General features: G+C 54.1%; 15 protein-coding genes and 1 pseudogene. 5 read left to right on the top strand and 11 right to left on the bottom strand.

Going from position 1 to position 21,163, the window contains the following annotated elements; translation table 11 throughout:
- Positions 1-74: 74 nt before the first annotated feature.
- The 6 genes from CD000_RS06275 to CD000_RS06245 all read right to left on the bottom strand — a co-directional run bounded on the left by CD000_RS06275 (position 75) and on the right by CD000_RS06245 (position 7,996).
- Positions 75-626, bottom strand: a complete 552-nt coding sequence (locus CD000_RS06275; protein ID WP_096225225.1) for a cysteine hydrolase family protein — start codon at positions 624-626, stop codon at positions 75-77.
- Positions 627-792: 166 nt separating this feature from the next.
- Positions 793-1,545, bottom strand: a complete 753-nt coding sequence (gene yidC / locus CD000_RS06270; protein ID WP_096225224.1) for a membrane protein insertase YidC — start codon at positions 1,543-1,545, stop codon at positions 793-795.
- A 443-nt stretch (positions 1,546-1,988) separates the two neighbouring features.
- Positions 1,989-2,258 carry a hypothetical protein gene (locus CD000_RS06260; RefSeq protein ID WP_033010886.1) on the bottom strand — a complete coding sequence of 90 codons (270 nt, stop codon included), beginning with the start codon at positions 2,256-2,258 and terminating at the stop codon, positions 1,989-1,991.
- An 85-nt stretch (positions 2,259-2,343) separates the two neighbouring features.
- A complete protein-coding gene (locus tag CD000_RS06255; protein WP_096225222.1) occupies positions 2,344-6,504 on the bottom strand; it encodes a bacteriocin-processing peptidase family protein in 4,161 nt (1,386 codons plus the stop codon).
- Positions 6,505-6,649: 145 nt separating this feature from the next.
- Entirely contained in the window at positions 6,650-7,402 is a 753-nt protein-coding gene (locus CD000_RS06250; protein ID WP_014195917.1) for an alpha/beta hydrolase, read from the bottom strand.
- 90 nt (positions 7,403-7,492) lie between these two features.
- Positions 7,493-7,996, bottom strand: coding sequence for a metal-dependent hydrolase (locus CD000_RS06245; protein WP_011231316.1), 504 nt, complete (start codon positions 7,994-7,996; stop codon positions 7,493-7,495).
- Between the two features lie 171 nt (positions 7,997-8,167).
- On the opposite strand from CD000_RS06245, the gene CD000_RS06240 reads away from it, so the two are divergent.
- The 4 genes from CD000_RS06240 to narI are packed head-to-tail and all read left to right on the top strand — an operon-like array spanning position 8,168 to position 14,623.
- Positions 8,168-11,854, top strand: a complete 3,687-nt coding sequence (locus CD000_RS06240) for a nitrate reductase subunit alpha (RefSeq protein WP_096225220.1) — start codon at positions 8,168-8,170, stop codon at positions 11,852-11,854.
- Complete coding sequence (narH, locus tag CD000_RS06235; RefSeq protein ID WP_021322596.1) at positions 11,844-13,313, top strand: nitrate reductase subunit beta; 1,470 nt, start codon at positions 11,844-11,846, stop codon at positions 13,311-13,313. Before CD000_RS06240 ends, narH begins: the two co-directional genes overlap by 11 nt.
- A 54-nt stretch (positions 13,314-13,367) precedes the next feature.
- Positions 13,368-13,943, top strand: coding sequence for a nitrate reductase molybdenum cofactor assembly chaperone (narJ, locus tag CD000_RS06230; protein WP_096225219.1), 576 nt, complete (start codon positions 13,368-13,370; stop codon positions 13,941-13,943).
- Positions 13,919-14,623 carry a respiratory nitrate reductase subunit gamma gene (gene narI / locus CD000_RS06225; RefSeq protein ID WP_096225217.1) on the top strand — a complete coding sequence of 235 codons (705 nt, stop codon included), beginning with the start codon at positions 13,919-13,921 and terminating at the stop codon, positions 14,621-14,623. The genes narJ and narI overlap by 25 nt, the downstream gene beginning before the upstream one ends.
- A 216-nt stretch (positions 14,624-14,839) precedes the next feature.
- Here narI and CD000_RS06220 read toward each other — a convergent pair whose 3' ends face one another.
- The 5 genes and pseudogenes from CD000_RS06220 to CD000_RS06205 all read right to left on the bottom strand — a co-directional run bounded on the left by CD000_RS06220 (position 14,840) and on the right by CD000_RS06205 (position 19,773).
- Positions 14,840-15,367 carry a hemerythrin domain-containing protein gene (locus CD000_RS06220; protein WP_096225216.1) on the bottom strand — a complete coding sequence of 176 codons (528 nt, stop codon included), beginning with the start codon at positions 15,365-15,367 and terminating at the stop codon, positions 14,840-14,842.
- 115 nt (positions 15,368-15,482) lie between these two features.
- Positions 15,483-15,584, bottom strand: a pseudogene (locus CD000_RS19535) (pyruvate synthase alpha chain); the annotation flags it as partial.
- A gap of 171 nt (positions 15,585-15,755) precedes the next feature.
- Positions 15,756-16,550 carry a uroporphyrinogen-III synthase gene (locus CD000_RS06215; RefSeq protein WP_014195925.1) on the bottom strand — a complete coding sequence of 265 codons (795 nt, stop codon included), beginning with the start codon at positions 16,548-16,550 and terminating at the stop codon, positions 15,756-15,758.
- A gap of 547 nt (positions 16,551-17,097) precedes the next feature.
- Positions 17,098-18,756, bottom strand: coding sequence for an IS1634 family transposase (locus CD000_RS06210; protein WP_096225214.1), 1,659 nt, complete (start codon positions 18,754-18,756; stop codon positions 17,098-17,100).
- A 138-nt stretch (positions 18,757-18,894) separates the two neighbouring features.
- The gene (locus CD000_RS06205; RefSeq protein ID WP_014195983.1) at positions 18,895-19,773 is read right to left on the bottom strand and encodes an IS982-like element ISGsp1 family transposase; all 879 of its coding nucleotides are present in this window, start codon (positions 19,771-19,773) and stop codon (positions 18,895-18,897) included.
- A 139-nt stretch (positions 19,774-19,912) separates the two neighbouring features.
- Here CD000_RS06205 and CD000_RS06200 point away from each other — a divergent pair, with 139 nt between their 5' ends.
- Positions 19,913-21,031, top strand: coding sequence for an RNA-guided endonuclease InsQ/TnpB family protein (locus CD000_RS06200; protein ID WP_096225212.1), 1,119 nt, complete (start codon positions 19,913-19,915; stop codon positions 21,029-21,031).
- Positions 21,032-21,163: the final 132 nt, after the last annotated feature.

The following is a 21,163-nucleotide window of genomic DNA, read 5'->3' as shown; positions in this document are numbered from 1 at the left end:
TCCAACACACGAATGACTGCGCCGCCGAATGGAGAAAAAGAACGTTCATCGTCTATTCTATCACGTTTTCTCCATTATTCCACTATTTCTGCGCCTAGCGTATGGCGAAAATGGCGGAGCGCCCATTCGTGTCCCGCCGCGTCGAAGCTCGCCACCGCCCGCCGGTGGACGACGATGCGAAAGCCTTTATTGTATGCATCGACCGCCGTATGGAGGACGCAAATATCGGTGCAGCAGCCGACCAAATGCACTTCCGTGATGCCTCTCTCGCGCAATTTCAGCTCCAAATCGGTCCCGGCGAACGCGCTGTAGCGCGTTTTGTCCATCCAATACACATTGTTTTTATGCTTGTTCCCCTGATACACCGCCTCGAGCTCCCCGTACAGCTTTCGGCCCTCCGTCCCTTCAATGTTATGCGGCGGAAACAACTTCGTTTCCGGATGGTAGTGATCTCCCGCCACATGCTTGTCAATGGCAAAGACGACAAAATCACCGTTGTCAATAAACTGTTTCGTCACCCGCACGAGCTCTTTTTCAATCGCCTGCCCCGGTTTCCCGCATGTAAGCGCGCCATGATCAGCGATGAAATCGACGGTGTAGTCGATGTTAATAAGCGCTTTGTTCATTCCTGTTCACTCCTTTTCCTCTTCCTGCATGGTCGGGTTGCTGTTTTTTCATCCCGCCTACATCTTGTTGGGCTTTTCTACCATTATACCATAGCAATATGGACAGCAGACAAGACAACAAATCCCATGCCTGCTTTGAAGCAGACAGGGGATTGTCGAAGTCGTTTTAGCTGTTTTCCGCCGCTTTGGCCGCTTTCATTTGAGCACGCAAAATGAGCGACTGGATGATCGAGAAGCAGCCGCCGACGACCCAATAGAGCGACAGCGCCGATGGAACGGAGCTGGCGCCGATAAAAATCATGACCGGCATGATGTACGACATCATCGCCATTTGCGGCATTTGTTCTTCGGCCATCGACGGCGAGAGGCGGAGCGAGATGAACGTCGTCAACGCCGCCAAAACGGGCAAAATGAAATACGGATCGCGGTGGCCAAGCTCGACCCATAGGAACGAGTGGGTTTTAATTTCTTGCGTCCGCGAAATCGCGTAATAAAGCGCCATAAAAATCGGCATTTGAATTAACACCGGCAGGCAGCCGCTCGCCAGATTGACGCCGTGCTTTTGGTACAGCTGCATCATTTCTTGCTGGAGCTTGCGCTGCGTTTCCGGGTCTTTGCTTTTATATTTTTCTTGCAGCTTCAACAATTCCGGACGCAGCTTTTGCATGGCGAGTGATGCGCGGAACTGCTTCAAAATGAGCGGCAGCAAGCAAAAACGAACGATGAGCGTCAGCACGATAATGGCGATGCCGTAGTTGTCGCCAAACCAGTGCCCAAGCGTCAAAAGGAGCTTCGACATCGGGTAGACAAAATAATGGTTCCAAATGCCTTGGCTATGTTCATTGATCGGTTCGTTGCGGTTGCAGCCGGCAAGAAGCAAAACGGCGCCAAGCAGCACCAATACCCATTTTTTCGTCAACTACCCCCACTTAGCTAACGCTTGAAGTGGGGGCTTGCAACTCCCCAGAAGTGCAAACGGACTTCGTCCTCCTTCCTTGACTTGGGGTTGCATCAGGGGGCAGGTTGACGACTACCCAACGACGCAGGTCATGCCTGCATCGTTACCGATTCTCTCGGTGTGTCTGTTGGCAGTACTTGGCTTCCACACACAACAGACGGACCTACGCTCGATGTTTTACGGTTACAACGTTTCCTGTAACCAACTCCATACATCGAGTAGCCGTGATTGGAGTGCCTTTATTGAACGGTTTTCTCCACGCCTTTATTATATCATACACAAAAGAAAGGGGGGAACGCGCATTTCTCTCCCACTTACTCCCTTCGGTCGTTGAAGTGGGAGTCTCCTGCGCGAAATAGGATGAAAAGCCCTCCTTCAATATCATGTTGCAAAATCATGCCGTTTCAACATAAAGGAAAGGGCCTTCCATCCTCATCCGTTCGGCTTGTCCGTTCCCGAACGGGAATTTTCCGCCGCTGCGGCAAAAACAGCGGGCGCCATGGAAGCGCCGCTCGTTCGGCGCCTCCTCCCGCCTCCCGCTCGCGAACCGAGGCCAACGCCGGCTCGTAAAACAATGATTTCGCTGTCCGATGTGCGCCCATATACCCTTTCATGATGATCCATAACGCGCCGACAAGCGACATATACACAAGCAAATCAATAGGCGCTTCCATGCGTCCCGTCCACCCCCTTTTGCCCCGTCCATCTTCTCTTCTCATACAATAGCAAACTTTCCATCAAAAGAAAAGCAACAATTGATCACATCCGCTCCAAGCGGTGAAATGCCGGCTCGTCGGCTGCCAACATGGCGAGCTCTCCGCTTTCATCAGCCGAAAATGCCGCCTCAAGCTCTTGCTTCGTCTCATCGAAGCGTCCAAGCAGCGCGAGATAGCGGGCTCGTTCGTAGCGAAGTCGAGCATCTTTGGCCATATGGACGCACCGCTCGATGGCCGCGAGCGCCTGATCGATGCGCCCCGCTTCTTCATAAACAGCCGCAAGCTGCATATGGAACTCTTCATCCTCAGGATACCAATCGGCATAGCGCTCCCAAAGCGCCGCCGCTTCTTGATAGCGGCCCGTTTCCATATAATGCTCGCCAAGCAACATGAGCGCCTCACGGGCGAGCGGTTCTTCCGCCACAATCTCCTCGAGCTGCCGCTTGGCTTTCTCGCGCTGTCCTTCTTGAAGCCAAACGACCGCCTGCAACACGCGCAGGTCGACATCATCCGGGTCATCAGCCAGCAGCCGCTCCAGCCAGCGCTTCGCTTCCTCGCGTTTTCTTTCCTCATCGGCGGCCAATAAATATTCCACAAATTCTTGCGCCAAAGACGGATCCCAAACGCGGGCGAGCGCTTTGCGCCACGTTTTCACGGCATCGCTGTCCAATTCGAGCGCGGCATATAAGCGGGCGAGTCGCCTGTAGGCTTCCGCATCGCTACGGTTGAGGCGAATCGCTTCGTCGTAGAAATCGGTCACAATCGAAAACAAGACAACGGTGCCGACCCATTCTTTCGCTTTTGTCCACCATCGCACCGGTTCGTCATGCCCCCCCTGCTCCTCGCCAAAATACGGGAAAAGAGCCGAGGCGGTGTTCCGATACATCACGCTTTTCGCCTCGCGGCTTGCCTTCAGCCGCTCGAGTCGATGGCGCAGCTTCCCTAAGCCGCGCATCGTTTTCGGAAAGAGAGCCACATACAACGGGTACAACGATTCATCGTCCGGATGGCGCACCATCAACTGTTCGAGCAGTTTCGCCGCCTCTTTTTGGCTTCCTTCCGCGATCAGCACCATCGCCCAATGGCGGAGCACTTCAGGATGGTCCGGGTCAAGAGCAAGCGCCTTCTCGACGGCCGCCTTTTCTTGATCGCGCCGTCCGAGCGCTCCATAAACATATCCAAGGCTGTCGTAATACCACACCTCCCCTGCATGCGGACGGGCGTCAGCCAACGCGCGGAGAAGCGCGGAAGGCTCCGCGATCGCGGCAAGCTGCTCCATATCGATGCGCTTCGGGGCCAAGCGCACCGCCTGAAGCAAATGCGCGTGCTGCCGCTCTTCGTTTCCTTCTGCCTCATAGAGCGCAGCTAAGCGAAAATGGCAGAGGACAAACGACGGATCGGCTTTGAGACACGCCTCATAATGTTGTTTCGCCTCTTGGTAGCGTCCGAGCGAGGCGCACAGCTCCGCGAGCCGGAAGAGGGGAAGCGCATGGCCCATGGCGGCGGCTTCTCGGTAAAACGCCATGGCCTTCGACGGCCGGCCTTGCCGCTCATAAAGGACGCCGAAAGCGGAATGGGCCGAAGCGAGTGTCGGGCGAGCCGAGACAAGCTGTTTCAAAAACGCCCGGCCGCGCTCTCGAAGAGTTGGCGTTGTCAGCTGGTCGATGTAAAACTCGTACGCTTCTTCGGCATCAAACTCGGCGAGGCGCAGCCCTTCCTCCAACCACGACAGCGCCGTCTCGCGTCCTTCCTCCTCATCGGCGAAACCGTGGGCGATGAGCCATTTGCCTGCATTGAGCCAATATTCGCTGTTGTTGGCAAAACGGGTGCGCTGCTTGATTACATACCGGCGCGCCGCTTCCACATCCCCGCGCTCCGCGAGGGCGGCCGCCAAGCCGAGATGGGCAAACACGTCATCGCGGTCATGGCGGATCGCCTCTTCGTAGCACGAAACCGCTTGTTCCGCCTCTCCTTCCTCCATATAGAGATCGCCAAGGCGGACGTAAAGCGGCGCCAACCGCCAGGCGGCGGCCAATCCCTCTTCCAACACCGCTTTCGCTTTTTCCCGATCACCGTCGTCATCATACAAGTCAGCCAACATCAAATACGGGTACGGTTCCTGCGGGTCGAGCGCTTTGGCGACGCAAAAGCCGCGTTCCGCCTTGCGCCGGCGGCCGAGCTCCCGATCGCAGCGGGCCCGCTCATACCAAAGCTGGGCATCCCGCCGTTCGCGGCGCACAAGACGATCAAACCAGGCGCGCGCTTCGGCAAACCGCTTCGCGTGGAACAACAGCACACCATGGTTCGTTTCGATAAACAAATCGCCCGGATATAAGCTGACCGCTACGCGCGAAGAGATGAGCCCTTTTTCGATATGACCGGCGTACGCCGAGGCGAGTCCGAAATAGCTCCACACTTCCGGCTGATCTGGGTCCAACTGGAGCGAGGTGCGAAAATAGCGAGCCGCCTCTTCGTAGCGGCTGGCAAAAAAGGCGATTCGGCCGCGCAAATAATGGTAGAGCGGGCTTTGTGCCTTTCCTTTCACCCGTTTGAGCACGTCTTCAGCCTTCTCCATTTCTTGCGTGTAGACATACGCTTTCGCCGCCATCAGCAGCAAGTCGTTATGTTCGGGATACTCGCTCAAGACGCGCCTGGTGTAATCCAACACAAGCGGCTTCGCCTCATCGCTGCTAAAATGCTTCATGACATACAGCCATGTGTACGGGATGTGCTCATGCTTGCGCAAAAAGGCGACAAACGCGTCGAAATGCGCCTGCTCGTCCTCATCCATCTTTTCGGCCAACGCATGCAATTCGCGGAAATAGCGGTCTTCCTCTTCGGGGAGCTCGGCGGCGAGCGCCGCTTTTTCCCGGGGAAGCGCCACAATCGACAAATAATGCGTCCCTGCATACCATTTGGCAAGCTCGTCCTCGGAAACAACAAACGGATCAAATAGATTCGGGTCTTGCACGTACAACGCCCCAAGCCGCTCGTCATAGCCAAACAACACCTGCACGTGCGATGACTGTTCATAATCGACGCTTAACAGCACCGGAACGCCCTCATCAATCAGCCGCTTCCAACGAAGCGGCGAGCCGACGAAAAAGCGGCAAACAAAGCCAAGCTCTTCCAAATAATGAACCGTCGTCGACAATTTCGATCCGCGCACATCAAAAATATGTTGGGCCACTTCATCCTGCGTACGGGGGGAGCCAAGCAATCGAAGCATCATTTCCAAACTTGCCGGCACGCAATAGTTATGCTTTTGCACGACCGGCACAAGCGGCAGCACCACCGACCGTTTCCTTTGCCGCCCAAGCGCTCGGGCGTACGGCGTTTTTTCAAGCTGCGGCTCCGCTTTCACAAGCGATTCAAGCTTCTCCCATTCGTCAAGCTGGTAATACAGTTCGGCGCGCAAATGGGCGAAATAACGGCGATGCATATGAAGCGGATTCAGGCGGTCAAGTTCATCCATCGCCGCGAGCGCCTCACGGTAGGCGCGCACATCGCGCAAGCGGCGCACGCGCTCAGCGTAAAACGCCAGCACTTGCGGAAAGCGCCGCCCTCCTTCCTCCAAAACGGCAAGCGCCTCGTGGTGGCGGCCGTCAAGAGCGTACAAATCCGAAAGCAGCAAATAGCACATGTCGCCGCGCTCCGGGTCATCGAGACCGGCGCGAATCACCTGTTCGGCGCGCTTCCGGTCGCCGGTCTCGATATAAAAATAGCCCCACTTGTCATGCATCGGCACCGTCTCATAGCGGGCAACCACATCCATCCATTCGTGCGCCTCATCGATCCGCTGCATATCCAATAAAGCGCGCACCAACGCAAACGCCGCCCGGGCGATCGATTCCCTCGGCTCCTCCACCCGGCCTTCGAGCGCTTCTGTAAGACGCGGGGTGAGCGCCTCTTCCACATCGAGCGGCCGGCGGTTCTCGAGCCACTCATCACACACCCAAGCGAGCGTCTGCAACGTGTTGAACTTCCGGTGGGCGTACCGCGCGACAAGCCCGCTATGCCGGTACATGAGCGCATAATCAAACAGCCGGATGAGTGCCCGAAACGGCTCGATGCTGTCCCATGACGCCATGAGCGGCCGCCATTGAAACAATCCCATGTTTTCTAAATGCGGCCGCACCTGGGCAAGGGCATCCACGATTCGTTTTTCTTCAACGAGCAATGCGATCGGTTTGATATGATTCATACAAAGAAAACTCCCTTATTCTTTTTCCAGCTATTTATAAGTGTAGAACAAGCCCGGCAAAACAGCCACATATTTTTTCACAAAAATACCGACAAACAAAAAATGGCCTCTCCTTTGAACAGGATCAGCCATATACCGATTCGTTTTATCCGGCGTGCTTGGCGAAAAATTCGAGAGACCGTTCAATAATCATCGGTTGATCGTAATCGAGCGTCGCCACATGGTAGCTGTTTCGGAGGCGGACGATCTCTTTCTCCGTCGATGAAATGCCTTGAAAGATGATGTCGGCGTTTCCCGGCGGCACGACGTGATCTTCGTCGGAGACAAAAATCAACGCCGGACAGACGATGCGATCGAGTTTCGCTTTTGTCTGTGCCATCAGCCTAGCCAGCTGAAGAAGCGAAGCGGTCGGCGTTTTCTCGTATGCCAGCTCTTTCACATCCGGATTTTTCAAGTCCGAACCGATCGAATCCAGATACCTCGGCAGCTCGCCCCCGCCCGTCATCCCGGCGGCGATGGCCGGGATGTCGACAGCGGCGTTAATCGGCACGATGCCGCAGATGTCTGGGTGATGTTCCGCCAAATAAAGCGTGAGCGTCCCGCCCATCGACAGCCCGGTGACAAAAATGGTTTGGCATCGTTGTTTCAGCCATCCATATCCTTCTTCGACCGAGGCGACCCAATCGTGGAATGTCGTCCGTTCCATGTCTTCGTAATGCGTTCCGTGCCCTTTTAAGCGCGGCAGGCAAACGGTATAGCCGGCTTTCGCATACGCTTCAGCGAGCGGGCGCATGCTGTGGGGCGTGCCGGTGAATCCGTGCACGAGCAGCACCCCGACCGGCCCGTTTTCGGCGTAAAACGGCTCGGCGCCCGAGAGCACCGGATATTGTTCGCTCATCTTCCTCTCCCCCTTATCTAGTCAAATCCGTTCCTCTCACTATATTCGCCACCGCACCTCTTTTTTCCTTTTTTTTTTGATCGGACGCCGTTACCACATCGACAACCATGACCGCCACCATTCGTGAAACAAGCCGTTGACGCCAAAATAGACGAATGCGATCCAAGCGATGCCAACCAATGCTTTCTCCATCCCTTTTCCCGTCCGATAGAGCGGCACTTTCCACCGCTTGGACGAAAACGGCCAAAACAGCGGCACCCCTTGAACAGAAAAAAAGTCTTCCACAATATGAAACAAGTAGCCGAGCACGAGCCCAGCGGTAAACGGCGACGCCGAGTCGCGCCAGACGAGGGCGGCAAGCACCCCCCAGACGATGAGCGAATGCGTCATGCCGCGATGGCCGAACGCTTCTTTTACTTTCCCCGCGACGCCGAACGAACGGCGGCCGACGTATGACGACGGCTCGTCAATGTCAGGAAGAAGGCTGCCGATGACAAGCCCCGCCGTATAGGCGGCGGTAAACGGCAGCTTTGTATGCGCGGCCGCCGCCGCGCCGAGGCATAATGTGGCAATGACATGGCTGGAGTATCGCAACGAAATCCCCTCAAACTTTTATCGTTTTCCCCATTATACCACAGAAAAGAATATTTGTTCGTTTCTTTGACGGATTTGTGACAATGATGCCAAGTGTGACAAAGTTAACATCGCGTTATTGACATCATGGCTATAGTTAAAAGTACACAACGCTAATAAGGAGTGAAGCAAATGAAACGAAAACGATCCCCTCTTGCCAACCGTTTCAAATATATTCGGCCGATCGAGCGCCAAGCCGACGGCCATAGCGAAACAACCTACGGCGACCGCGCCTGGGAAGATGCGTACCGTCGCCGCTGGCAGCACGACAAAGTCGTCCGCTCGACCCATGGCGTCAACTGCACGGGGTCGTGCAGCTGGAACATTTACGTCAAAAACGGCATCGTCACCTGGGAAGGACAGCAGCTCGACTATCCGTCGACCGGGCCGGATATGCCGGACTTTGAACCGCGCGGCTGCCCGCGCGGCGCGAGCTTCTCATGGTATATGTACAGCCCGCTGCGCGTCAAATACCCGTATGTCCGCGGCATCTTGCTTGACATGTGGCGCGAGGCGCTCTCCCATCATCCAAACAACCCGCTTGAGGCGTGGAAAAGCATCGTTGAAGACCGCGAAAAAGCGAAGCGCTACAAACAGGCGCGCGGGAAGGGCGGATTCGTGCGCGTCAGCTGGGATGAAGCATTGACGCTTGTCGCCGCTTCCTTATTGTATACGGTCGTCAAATATGGACCGGACCGCAACATCGGCTTCTCCCCGATTCCAGCCATGTCGATGGTCAGCCATGCCGCTGGGGCGCGGTTTATGCAGCTGATGGGCGGCCCGATATTAAGCTTCTATGATTGGTACGCCGACTTGCCGCCGGCATCGCCGCAAATTTGGGGCGACCAAACGGACGTGCCGGAATCGAGCGACTGGTACAACGCCGGCTACATCATCACGTGGGGATCAAACGTCCCGCTCACCCGGACTCCGGACGCTCACTTTTTAGCCGAAGTGCGCTACCGCGGCACGAAAGTCGTCTCCGTCAGCCCAGATTACGCCGAGTCGACAAAATTCGCCGACGACTGGCTGTCGGTGAAGCAAGGGACGGACGGCGCCTTGGCGATGGCGATGGGACATGTTATTTTAAACGAATATTACGTCAAACGGACCGTTCCATATTTTGAACGATATGCCAAAACGTACACCGATTTTCCGTTTGTCGTCACCTTAAAACAAAACGGCGGCGCATGGACGGCCGGCCGCTTCTTGTTGGCGAAAGACCTTGGCAAACAAACGAACAATGCCGAATGGAAGCCGGTCATCTATGATGAAAACACCGACTCGTTTGTCGTGCCGAATGGAACGATCGGCGCTCGCTGGGAAGACAAAGGAAAATGGAACTTGCGTCTTGTTGATGAGGAAACAGAACAGCCGCTTGAGCCACGCCTGTCGTTTTTAGGGAGCGAAGATGAAGTCATCTCGATCCAGCTTCCATATTTCACCGCTGAGGGCGGAAAAACGATCGAACGCGCGGTTCCAGTGAAAAAAGTGCAAACCGTAACAGGAGACGTTTACGTCACGACCGTCTATGATTTGATTTTGGCCAACTACGGCATTGACCGCGGCATCGGCGGCACAGTCGCCCGCTCGTACGATGACGAGGTGCCATTCACGCCAGCATGGCAAGAAGCGATCACCGGCGTCGACCGCGAACTCGTCGTGAAAATCGCCCGTGAGTTTGCCGACAACGCGATCGACACAAACGGCCGGTCGATGATCATCGTCGGCGCCGGGATCAACCATTGGTTCAACTCCGATACGATTTACCGCGCCGTCTTGAACCTTGTCTTGTTCGTCGGCGCCCAAGGGGTGAATGGCGGCGGTTGGGCCCATTACGTCGGGCAGGAAAAGCTGCGGCTGGTGGAAGGATGGCAGACAATCGCCACCGCCCGCGACTGGGTCGGACCAGCGAAATTGCAAAACGGCACGTCATTCTTTTACTTTGCGACCGACCAATGGCGCTATGAAGAGCGGCCGGTCGATGAGCTCATCTCACCGCTGGCCAAAAAAGCGCGCTATTCACACCCTGGCGATTACAACGTCTTGGCCGCGCGGCTTGGCTGGCTGCCGTCGTACCCGACGTTTAACAAAAACGGCATCGAGCTGTATAACGAAGCAGTAAGCCATGGAGCCCGCACGCCGGAAGAGATCGGCGCCTACGTCGCGAAACAGCTGAAAAAGAAAGAATTGCAGTTTGCGATCGAAGATCCGGACAACGAGGCGAATTTTCCGCGCAACTTGATCGTCTGGCGCGCCAACTTAATCTCAAGCTCCGGCAAAGGGCACGAATACTTCTTAAAACATTTGCTTGGCACGACGAACGGCTTGTTAAACGATGACCGCGACAGCCTGCGCCCGGAAGAAATCCGCTGGCGCGATGAAGCGCCGGAAGGCAAGCTCGATCTGCTTGTCAACTTGGACTTCCGCATGGCCGGCACAGCGCTCTACTCCGATGTCGTCCTGCCGGCAGCGACATGGTATGAAAAACATGACTTAAGCAGCACGGATATGCATCCGTTCATCCATCCGTTCAATCCAGCCGTGCCTCCGCTCTGGGAAGCGCGCTCGGACTGGGATATTTTCAAATCACTTGCGAAAGCCGTATCTGATGTCGCCAAACAAGCCGGCTTAAAGCCGATGAAAGAAGTCGTCGCCACTCCGCTGTTGCACGATACGGCGCAAGAGCTGGCGCAGCCGTTCGGTGAAGTGAAAGACTGGAGCAAAGGCGAAACTGAACCGATTCCGGGCAAAACGATGCCGAACATTCATGTCATCGAGCGCGACTATACGCTCATTTACGATCAAATGACCGCCCTGGGTCCGAACGTCGCCCGCCAGCCGATCGGCACAAAAGGGATTGCCTGGTCAGCGAAAGACGAGTATGAACAGTTGAAACGCCGGCTCGGCACTGTCCGGCGCGCTTCCATCGCCGACGGCTGCCCGGATATCAGCGAAGCGAAAAAAGCGGCTGAAGCGATTTTGACGCTGTCATCAACTACAAACGGCAAAATGGCGGTGAAAGCGTGGGAGGCGCTTGAGAAAAAGACGGATTTGAAATTGGCCGATTTAGCGAAAGAACGCGAGGAAGAATGCTTTACGTTTGAACAAATCACCGCCCAGCCGAAAACGGTCATCACCTCGCCGGCGTTCAGCGGCTCTGAAAAAGGCGGGCGGCGCTACTCGCCGTTTACGACGAACGTCGAACGGCTCATCCCGTGGCGGACGTTGACCGGCCGGCAGTCGTTTTACATCGATCATGAACTGATGCGCGAGTTTGGCGAAACGATGGCGACGTTCAAGCCGGTGTTGCCGCACCGTCCGTTTTCAAACAAACGCCCGAAAGAAAACGGAAAGGAAGTCATCTTGAACTATTTGACGCCGCATAACAAATGGTCGATCCACAGCATGTATTTCGACTCCTTGCCGATGTTGACGCTTTTCCGCGGCGGGCCGACCGTGTGGATGAACAAAGATGATGCGGCCGAAGCCGGCATCAACGACAACGACTGGATCGAATGTTTCAACGAAAACGGCGTCGTCGTCGCCCGCGCCGTCGTCTCCCACCGGCTGCCGCGCGGCATGGCGTTTATGCACCACGCGCAAGACCGCCATATTAACGTGCCGGGCACGAAGCTGACAAACAACCGCGGCGGCACGCACAACAGCCCGACGCGCATCCACGTAAAGCCGACGCATATGATCGGCGGATATGCACAGTTAAGCTACGGATTCAACTATTACGGACCGACGGGCAACCAACGCGACCTGTACGTCGTCATCCGCAAACTCGAGGAGGTTGATTGGCTTGAAGATTAAAGCGCAAGTCGGCATGGTGATGAATTTGGACAAATGCATCGGCTGCCATACGTGCAGCGTCACGTGCAAAAACACATGGACGAACCGCCCCGGCGCTGAATACATGTACTTTAACAACGTTGAAACGAAACCCGGAATCGGCTATCCGAAACAATGGGAAAACCAAGAGAAGTATAGAGGCGGCTGGGAGTTGAAAAACGGCGAACTGCGGCTCAAATCCGGCTCGAAAGCGATGCGGCTCGTCAACTTGTTCTACAATCCGTACCAGCCTACGATCGACGATTACTACGAACCGTGGAATTACGACTATGAAACGTTGACGAACAGCCCGCTAAAACAGTACCAGCCAGTGGCGCGGCCGAAATCAAGCATCACCGGCGAATGGATGGAGCTGTCATGGGGGCCGAACTGGGAAGACGATCTGGCCGGCGCCCATATCACCGGTTTGCGTGATCCGAACGTTGTCAAAATGGAGCAGGCGATCCAAGCGGAATTTGAGAATGTCTTTATGATGTACTTGCCGCGCATTTGCGAGCATTGCCTCAATCCGTCATGCGTATCGAGCTGCCCGTCAGGCGCCATGTACAAACGCGACGAGGACGGCATCGTCCTCGTCGACCAAAACGCCTGCCGCGCTTGGCGGTATTGCGTCACAAGCTGCCCGTACAAAAAAGTGTATTTCAACTGGCAAACGAACAAAGCGGAAAAATGCACGCTCTGCTTCCCGCGCATCGAAGCCGGCATGCCGACGATTTGTTCGGAAACGTGCGTCGGCCGCATCCGTTACATCGGTGTGATGCTGTATGACGCTGACAAAGTGAAAGAAGCGGCGAGCGTCACAGATGAGAAACAGCTGTACCACGCCCAGCTTGATATTTTCCTTGATCCAAACGATCCAGCCGTCGCCGCCGCCGCGAAAGAAGCCGGCATCCCGGACGAATGGATCGCCGCGGCGCAGCGCTCGCCGATTTACAAAATGATCGTCAACTGGAAAATCGCTTTGCCGCTGCATCCGGAATACCGGACGCTGCCAATGGTATGGTACATTCCGCCGCTGAGCCCGATCATGAATACGATCGAAGGAAAAGGAAGCCAAGCGAGCGCCGATGACATCTTCCCGGCCATTGATGAAATGCGCATTCCGATCGAATATTTGGCGAATTTGCTGACGGCGGGCGATACGGCGCACATCCGCACGACATTGAAAAAAATGGCGGCCATGCGCTCATACATGCGGGCGAAACAAACGAACAAACAGCCGGACATCCGCCTCATTGAATCGCTCGGCTTAAGCCGTGAAGACATTGAAGAGATGTACCGTTTGCTCGCGATTGCCAAATACGAAGACCGCTTCGTCATTCCAGCATCGCACCGCGAAGAAGTCGCTGACCTCTACGCCGAACAAGGCAGCTGCGGGCTTGCATTTGCCGGCGGCCCGGGCGCTTGCGGCACGCTGTAAAAGGAGAAAGAAGGCGAGCCCCGCCCCCTTCAATAATGAAATGGAGGATTTACGATGAACAGCGAACAACAACAAACGGTCTTTCTATGTGTATCGTATTTGTTGTCTTACCCGGACGAACAGTGGGCCGAATCGCTTCCTGACTGCCTAGACGCCATCCGCTCGCTTGACGATGAAACCGTCCGCGCGCCGCTTTTGGCAGTGGCCGAACAGCTCGCGGTCACCCCGGCTCGAGAGCGGATGGAGCAATATGTCGAAACATTTGATTTCGGCAAAAAAACGAATTTGTACTTGACGTATATGACAAACGGCGAGCAGCGGGAGCGCGGAATCGAACTCGTCGCCTTAAAAGCGCGCTACGAGGCGGCCGGATTCGACGTCTCCGATCACGAGCTGCCCGATTACTTGCCGCTCATGCTTGAATGGATGGCCTATGCAGATCAAGAGCATACGACCGCCTTGCTCGCCGATTATGCCGGCCATATCCGCGAAATCGGCGACAGGCTGGCAGCGGCAGGCAGCCCGTATGCACAGCTGTTTGACGCGCTCAATCACACATTCACTCAACTCGGCGTGACGCCGATCCCGAAAGGAGGTGCAACGGCATGGTTAGCCAATTTCTCTGGGTGATCGTTCCTTATTTGTCGCTTGTGCTCTTTATCGCCGGCCATGTTTGGCGCTACCAGCGCGATCAGTTCGGCTGGACATCCAAATCAAGCGAACTGCTCGAAAAACGGCAATTGCGCCTTGGAAGCCTTCTCTTCCACTGGGGCATTTTGTTCGTCTTCGTCGGCCACGTGATGGGCATTCTCATTCCGGAACCGTTTTACACGGCGTTAGGCGTTACGGAGGAGATGTACCACGTCATCGCCTTGGCGGGCGGCATTCCCGCTGGTTTGGCGGCCTTCGTTGGTTTCGTGATCCTTTTTCGCCGCCGCTTGACGGTCAAGCGCGTACGGGTGACAAGCAGCACCGGCGACTGGGTCGCGCTCGGATTTTTGCTTGTCGTGATCGCCAGCGGGTTGTCGTCGACGTTTCTGAACATCGATTCGCACGGGTTTGATTACCGGACGACGATCGGCCCGTGGTTTCGCGGCCTTCTTACATTCCGTCCGAACCCAGCTTATATGGAAACGGTGCCGCTTTGGTTTCAAATTCATATTCTCGCTGCATTCGGTTTGTTCGCTGTCTGGCCGTTCACCCGCCTCGTTCACGTGTTCAGCTTTCCGCTCCGCTACTTGCAGCGCAGCTACGTCGTCTATCGGAAGCGAATGCCAAAACAAGCAGAGCCGTTCAACCGCGCCAAATAAGCGAGCGGCGTGCGTCACATCAGGAACCCTAAACTGAACAGGCGGGGGCAAACCGATTGCCTAACAGCCGGCCTGTCAACTTTAACGGCGGCGGAAACGAAACAACGTGCGCTTCCGCATATCCTAACGATCATGCATAACAACCTGCCAATAAATGAACCAATAATAAAAAACAGGATGCCCGTCGTTTGGGGCATCCTGTTTTCCATTTGTTACTTAGTTAATGCGCGCAAACAGCTCTTCTTTCTCCGCATCGGACAACAGCCGCTCGGCCATCGGGAAGAGCACGTTCTCCTCTTTCATGAAGTGCTCATCCAAAATGTGACGCGCCTCGATGACCGCGCCGGCAAGCATCAACGCCTGTCTGCTGTCGATGTTCTCCGGCAGCTGGGCGGTCTTTTCTAAAAACATGGAAAGGCGCGCTTTCGCCTGTTCGTGTTCGTATTCCATGACGGCAATAGGGCCGGTCGTCCGCCCGATGTACCGAGCCATCATCGGGAACAATACGCCTTCTTCCCGCTCCGAATGCGGATCTAGAGCGGCGACGAACGATTCAACTTTTTCTCTCAAATCAGCGAGCGGCTCGCGCCAGTTGCGGTCATCTGTCCCTTGGCCGATCGCTTCCGCTGTGGCAAGCAGCTGCTCCATTTGGACGCGCAGCGGGCCGTGTTCTTGTTTTAATTGCGCCAGTCCGGCGCATAATTTCACCCCTTCAGGGCCGCCCATATGGCAAAATGAATGCATCATCAATTCCTCCTTTTTATGATCCGTCCGTTGTTTCCATTATACTGTGTGCAGCATCTCCATCGTTGTGAGTCATATCACACCGCCGACAGGGAAGCGCAAAAAAAAAAAACAGCACGCGCGCCCCCATGAGCGACGCGCCGTAGCAAATCCCCGCCGAACCGTGCTCGCCATCTGCTGGAATGAGCTTCGTTTCATGCTCGCCCCGCCCTTTCATATGAAAAATACATACCCAGTTTTATTATAAGCGGCAAATGTTCGAAAAACTGTGACAAAAAATAAACAGTTTAGCATTTTTGATGAAACACATAATATAAAACATTTAACAAAAAGATGATCTCTTATATAGCAGGTTGGAAAATTGATATAAAACAACCCTCAACAGGGCTTATTGTTGAAAATAACGGGCAAGCGTCACAATCATCGCTCCCATCCGCTCATGTTCCGGGGCGATGACGCGATCGACTCCCTCTTCTTCCAATGCTTCTTTTGTCACTTTGCCAACGGCGCAGGCCACGACATCGGTGCGAAACGCGTCAAGCAGCGGTGCGATCTCTTTTTTCTCGCGGGCGAACGAAAAGAAAAAGCGGACTTGCATCGCCGATGTAAAACAGACGGCATCGACTTCGCGCCCGACGATTTCTTTATACAATGTCGCCAGTGTCTCCTCATCCGGAGCGATATGCCGGTATGGCAACAATTCCGTATACAAAGCGCCTTGTTCAAGAAAAAACTGCTTCAAGGCTGGCGCGGTATCGCCGTACAGCTGTACAACAACGTTTTTTTCCGCAAAGTCGTGCCCATAAAGAGCAGCAATCAACCCTTTCGTCGTCCCGTCCTCGCTTGCGGCCACCGGGGTGACGCCGATTTGTTTCAACGCCGTCACCGTTTTATAGCCGCGGGCAGCCACGTTCGCTTCCTTGATCGTTCGATGCCATTGAGCAGCCATTCCCTCCCGGTCGGCCGCTTCCAACAGCGCCTCAAAGCCGATTCCCGTCGTAAATACGATCCAGTCCGGCCGCATGGCGATGACGGTTCGCATTTCCTCTCCCAGTTCGCTTCCCTTTGAAAAGACGGTCCCTTGCGCCGGACGAATGATGGCCGTTCCTCCTTGCTTTTCAATAAGCGTTGTCATTTCGTCCAGTTTGCGTGACGCGCATAAGGCAATCCGTTTGCCATGCATGTCCCTTCCCCCTTATGGTCAGTCGTTCGTCCTTTCCATTCTAAAAGATAGTCTTTGCCTATGCAACAAAAAACCATTCCGCTCCCTGGCACATCGCAACGCGAATGCCGCCTTCATTGGGTATAGCGCCCAGCGCAACAGAACAGACCGCAGGCAGAAACAGCCGACCACCATCAAAAAAACACGCGCCCAAAGACGCGTGCCCTCCGTTCAACGAGTATGTACCATGGCCTCTTCTCCGCGGCGGTCAAAGGAACCGATGATGCGCGTCGGCTCGACGGAAATGAGCCGGTCCAACGGAATGTTCATCGTCTTTGGCGAGGAGACCCCCACTTCAACGACCAAAGGGAGTAAGTGGGGGAGGAATCGCTTTTTTTGTTTTTGTATCACTAAAAAATATGATATAACATATGATATAACTCACATTTCGCACCCTGACAAGGTCAAAACAAAGGATTTTTTATTTAGTTTTTCAGAATAACTTTTTGACCAACACGACGAGCGATGGCTATCCTTTTTTTACCATCACTGGTCGTTCCGTATGACGTTACACGTAAATGCTCTCATCCAGCCCCAACCCCTGCAGAATCCTTCGTTGTTCAGGGGTGAGGGAGCGATCCAGTGAGCGTTGGATGCGTCCATCCGGCAGCTCCAGGAGGACGACGTTCACATATTGAAACAGCTGGAAAATCGCCTGCCCCGTCGGTCGGGTCAGCTTGCGGCCTCCGGCGCCCTTTAATGGGTGTTCGGGTGTGATGAACTGGCGCACCCGGCGCTGAAAGACGCGGTAAATGGCCAAGGCCAAGAGAAACAAATAGCCCAATACCGCAACTCGTTCTGGCTTTTTGACATAGATCTCATCCGTGAAAAAAGGGTCTTTCAAAAAAGCGAAGTTCATTTCCACCGAGATCTGCCCTTTATATAGCTTCAAGATCTCTTGGGCATCCATTTGTTGGCCCTTCCATTCCTCCGGAACGGTCGTGACGAGGACAAACCGGGACGCTTTCCGTCTTGCCTGTTCCCACGCGTTTTGGTCGAATTCGACGTCAAGGCGCAAGAGATACCGCGTCTCCATCTCGGGTTCCGCCCCTTTTTTCGGCCGTCCGCGCCGTTTTTTCGGGCGTACGATCTCTTCGACCGCGGCCTTGACCTGATGAAACCGTGGGCGAAGGGACGTCTTGAGGGACGCCAAGGCTTGTTCAGCGTCTTCCCGGCACGAGAAAGGGTGGCGCTCCCAACGGGCTTGTTCCTCGCGAAGAAGCTCCGCTTCTTTGGTTCGTTCTTTTTCGAGCGTCTTTCCTTTTCGCTGGTCGAGCGCACTCGATTCGACGACGATCAGCCGAACGGGGTGGCCTTCATAGGTGGAGGATGTTTCCCATACCCGGTACGTGGCGCCGTTTCTCTCCGCCAGCGTAAAGGGGTCGCTCCACGGGATGTGGGCCGAATCGGCCTCCGCGAATGCCCGTTTGACGATGCGGAGCGACGAAGGGCCTCGGGTGATCAAAAAGGCGTTGGCCGCTTTGGTTTGCGCCAGAGTGTCTTTTGTCATCGCGGCGGAATCGGCCACATAAATCCATTCGTCTTCCATCTTGGCTTGTTTGAGCTGTTCGTGGACACGGGACAGCACCTCCGGATTCCACGTTTTGTCCGGCAGGTTGCCGTCGTGCACATCGCCGTAAAACGGGATGCCGTCCTCGTTGCCGACCAGTCCGAAGCCGATCTGTTTTTGCCAACGATGATGGCGGTTATAGCCATGTGTGATCTGCAAAGCCTCTAATGAGGCCGATTCATACGCGCCGTAACCCGTCTTGTCCGTCGTATCGGCGTGAAAGGCTCGGAGGGAAAGGCCTTCTTTGCGATAAATGTGAATCAAGCAAGTGCTGATCACCTTGTGAATAGCGGCCTCATACAAGCGGTCGAGATGACGAGCCAAGGCATCGTCGTTCAACCAGGAAGGATGGAGACCGGGACGGATGAGTTTCTCTAGATCGATCTCCTGAGCCCATCGTTCCACGTGAACGAGGGCTTGCCGGCCGTCAAACATATTGTAGATGATGGCCTGAACGGCATCGCTGACTCGAGTCTGGCACTGTGGATCAACGGGAACGAGATGGTCAATCAATTGGGGTTGGCCCAGTTTCTTGAATAGGGCACTTATTATATTCAAATAATCATTACGATAGACCTTTTTGACTTGAACGTTCATGAGAGAAAAACTCCTTCACTTTCCTTGTATGTCAAGGATTCATTCGACGATGGACACAAAAAATCCTCCCGATTTTCGTTGGGAGGGTGCGAAATGTGAGATATAATATATTATATAACCCGTGGTGCTAGTTGAGCGTCAGCGCTCAACCAGCCCTAGTGTGACCAAGGAATAAGCCAACAAGATGCCATCGAGTGCCACTTCAAACCCGGCCATGGAATTCGCTCGAATGTCGGTGATCCGGTATTGGTCTACGAGAATCGAAAACACCGTCTCGATGACTTTGCGTTTTTTTTGGATCCATTCTTCCCATGCCTTGGATGGGCCGTGCTTTTGATTGTGTCGAGACGGTGTCCAGAACGCGACTTGGTGTTCTTCGTACAGCTTTTCTCGAAGAGCGTGGCTGATGTACCCTTTGTCCCCAAAGTTGTAGGGATGAGGGATTTGAGTCATCACCGTTTCAGCGGCTTTGACGTCGTGGCAGGACGCTTCCGTCACGACATAGCCCATGGCCAGCCCTTGATTGGTCACTTGAAGATGCAGCTTGAAACCGTAGTACCATTGCTTTTTGGAAGCACAATACCCCATATCCGCGATCCCTCGAAATCGCTTGACGCGCTGCATTCTCACGGGATGGCACAACGGAAGAGGCAAGCTGTCGACGACCGCATAAGCATGGTGTTGGCCACGTTTCGCCAGCTCATGACGGATCCATTTGATGGCGAAACCAAGCGCCCGGCAGCGGCGGTTGTATCGGGAGCGTTCAAGAAACGAGCCGTTTGTGAACAAATTTCCCGTGACAAAACGATGCCAGGCTCGTTCGGAAGAAAAGCCCAGCAGCTTCCCCAAAAGGTGAACCGCCATGACCACTTCGTCTTCTTGCTTGACCAAGTGACGGTTGCGGCGATGAAGATACATTTGAATCAACGACAGTTGGGCAGAAACAAAACAGAAAATAGCGGCATATTGTTTTTGAAGTTTGGCTGGATCTGTAGTAAAATGAAAGTGCTCTTGCATGGGGGATCTCTCCTTTCGAATGTTGGGTGACACTTTCATTCTACTGGAGATCCGCCAGCAAGGGCTATTTTTATGCTTGATCAAGTTTATCTAGCACCACGGGTATTATATAATATTTAGTGAAAGAGAGGTGAGACAAATGGACATGACGTTAACAGCCAAAATCAAAATTTACCCAACAGCGGAACAAGCAGAAGTATTGAAAGCCACCCTTTCCGCTTATCGACAAGCGTGCAACGCTGTATCTGTTGTGATTTTTGACACAAAAGTGCTTGTACAAGCCAAGTTACACGACATGACCTATCGTCTACTTCGATCAAACTACGCTTTGCGTTCGCAAATGGCGCAATCTGTGATTAAAACGGTGATCGCTAGATACCGTTCCCTAAAAAGCAATGGTCACGAATGGACATTGGTTCGCTTTAAAAAACTTGAATATGATCTCGTCTGGAATCGAGATTATTCGCTTGTTCAAGGCGTATTTTCTGTCAATACGCTAGAAGGACGAATCAAAGTACCGTTCGAACCAAAAGGCATGGAACCATATTTTGATGGCTCATGGACGTTTGGCACAGCCAAACTCGTCTACAAGCATAACAAATTCTTTTTGCACATCCCCATGACCAAAACAATTCCAACCGTAGATGAACACAACATTCGCCAAGTGGTCGGTGTTGATGTAGGGGTTAACTTTCTTGCAACAGCTTATGATTCGCAAGGGAAAACTACCTTTTTTAACGGACGAAAAATCAAGCATATGCGTGCCAAGTACAAACGAATGCGAAAAACCCTCCAGCAAAAAGGGACGGCTTCTGCGCGTCGGAAGTTGAAAACAATCGGACAACGAGAAAACCGTTGGATGACGGATGTGAACCATGCTGTCACGAAGGCACTCGTTCGTCAATATGGAGAACGTACCCTTTTTGTATTAGAAGATTTAACAGGCATTCGTGAAAAAACAGAACGTGTACGTATCCATGACCGATATGAAACCGTATCGTGGGCGTTCTATCAGTTCCGTCAAATGTTAGAGTATAAGGCACGTTTGCATGGGTCAAAAGTGATGGTGGTTGCTCCGCATTACACCTCTTTGACATGTCCAAAGTGCGGGCATACGGAAAAAGCCAATCGAAAGAAACGTACACACACCTTTTGTTGCCGAACATGTGGATACACCTCAAACGATGACCGCATTGGTGCTATGAACCTTCAACGAAAAGGAATAGAGTACATCGTTGAAGGAACGACACAGGCATGACCTGCGTCGTTGGGTAGTTGTCAACCTGCCCCTAATGCAACCCCAAGTCAAGGAAGGAGGACGAAGTCCGCTCGCACTTCTGGGGAGTTGCAAGCCCCCACTTCAAGCGTTAGCGAAGTGGGGGTAGTTGAC

The organism is Geobacillus sp. FJAT-46040 (assembly GCF_002335725.1).
GTDB lineage: Bacteria > Bacillota > Bacilli > Bacillales > Anoxybacillaceae > Geobacillus > Geobacillus thermoleovorans.
This window is presented reverse-complemented; position numbering and strand designations above follow the sequence as displayed.

Excerpts from the sequence above, each read along its gene's own strand:
- CD000_RS06275 (WP_096225225.1), bottom strand. The coding sequence starts at position 626 with ATGAACAAAGCGCTTATTAACATCGACTACACCGTCGATTTCATCGCT.
- CD000_RS06260 (WP_033010886.1), bottom strand. The coding sequence starts at position 2,258 with ATGGAAGCGCCTATTGATTTGCTTGTGTATATGTCGCTTGTCGGCGCG.
- CD000_RS06255 (WP_096225222.1), bottom strand. The coding sequence starts at position 6,504 with ATGAATCATATCAAACCGATCGCATTGCTCGTTGAAGAAAAACGAATC.
- CD000_RS06250 (WP_014195917.1), bottom strand. The coding sequence starts at position 7,402 with ATGAGCGAACAATATCCGGTGCTCTCGGGCGCCGAGCCGTTTTACGCC.
- CD000_RS06240 (WP_096225220.1), top strand. The coding sequence starts at position 8,168 with ATGAAACGAAAACGATCCCCTCTTGCCAACCGTTTCAAATATATTCGG.
- narJ (WP_096225219.1), top strand. The coding sequence starts at position 13,368 with ATGAACAGCGAACAACAACAAACGGTCTTTCTATGTGTATCGTATTTG.
- narI (WP_096225217.1), top strand. The coding sequence starts at position 13,919 with ATGGTTAGCCAATTTCTCTGGGTGATCGTTCCTTATTTGTCGCTTGTG.
- CD000_RS06220 (WP_096225216.1), bottom strand. The coding sequence starts at position 15,367 with ATGCATTCATTTTGCCATATGGGCGGCCCTGAAGGGGTGAAATTATGC.
- CD000_RS06215 (WP_014195925.1), bottom strand. The coding sequence starts at position 16,550 with ATGCATGGCAAACGGATTGCCTTATGCGCGTCACGCAAACTGGACGAA.
- CD000_RS06210 (WP_096225214.1), bottom strand. The coding sequence starts at position 18,756 with ATGAACGTTCAAGTCAAAAAGGTCTATCGTAATGATTATTTGAATATA.
- CD000_RS06205 (WP_014195983.1), bottom strand. The coding sequence starts at position 19,773 with ATGCAAGAGCACTTTCATTTTACTACAGATCCAGCCAAACTTCAAAAA.
- CD000_RS06200 (WP_096225212.1), top strand. The coding sequence starts at position 19,913 with ATGGACATGACGTTAACAGCCAAAATCAAAATTTACCCAACAGCGGAA.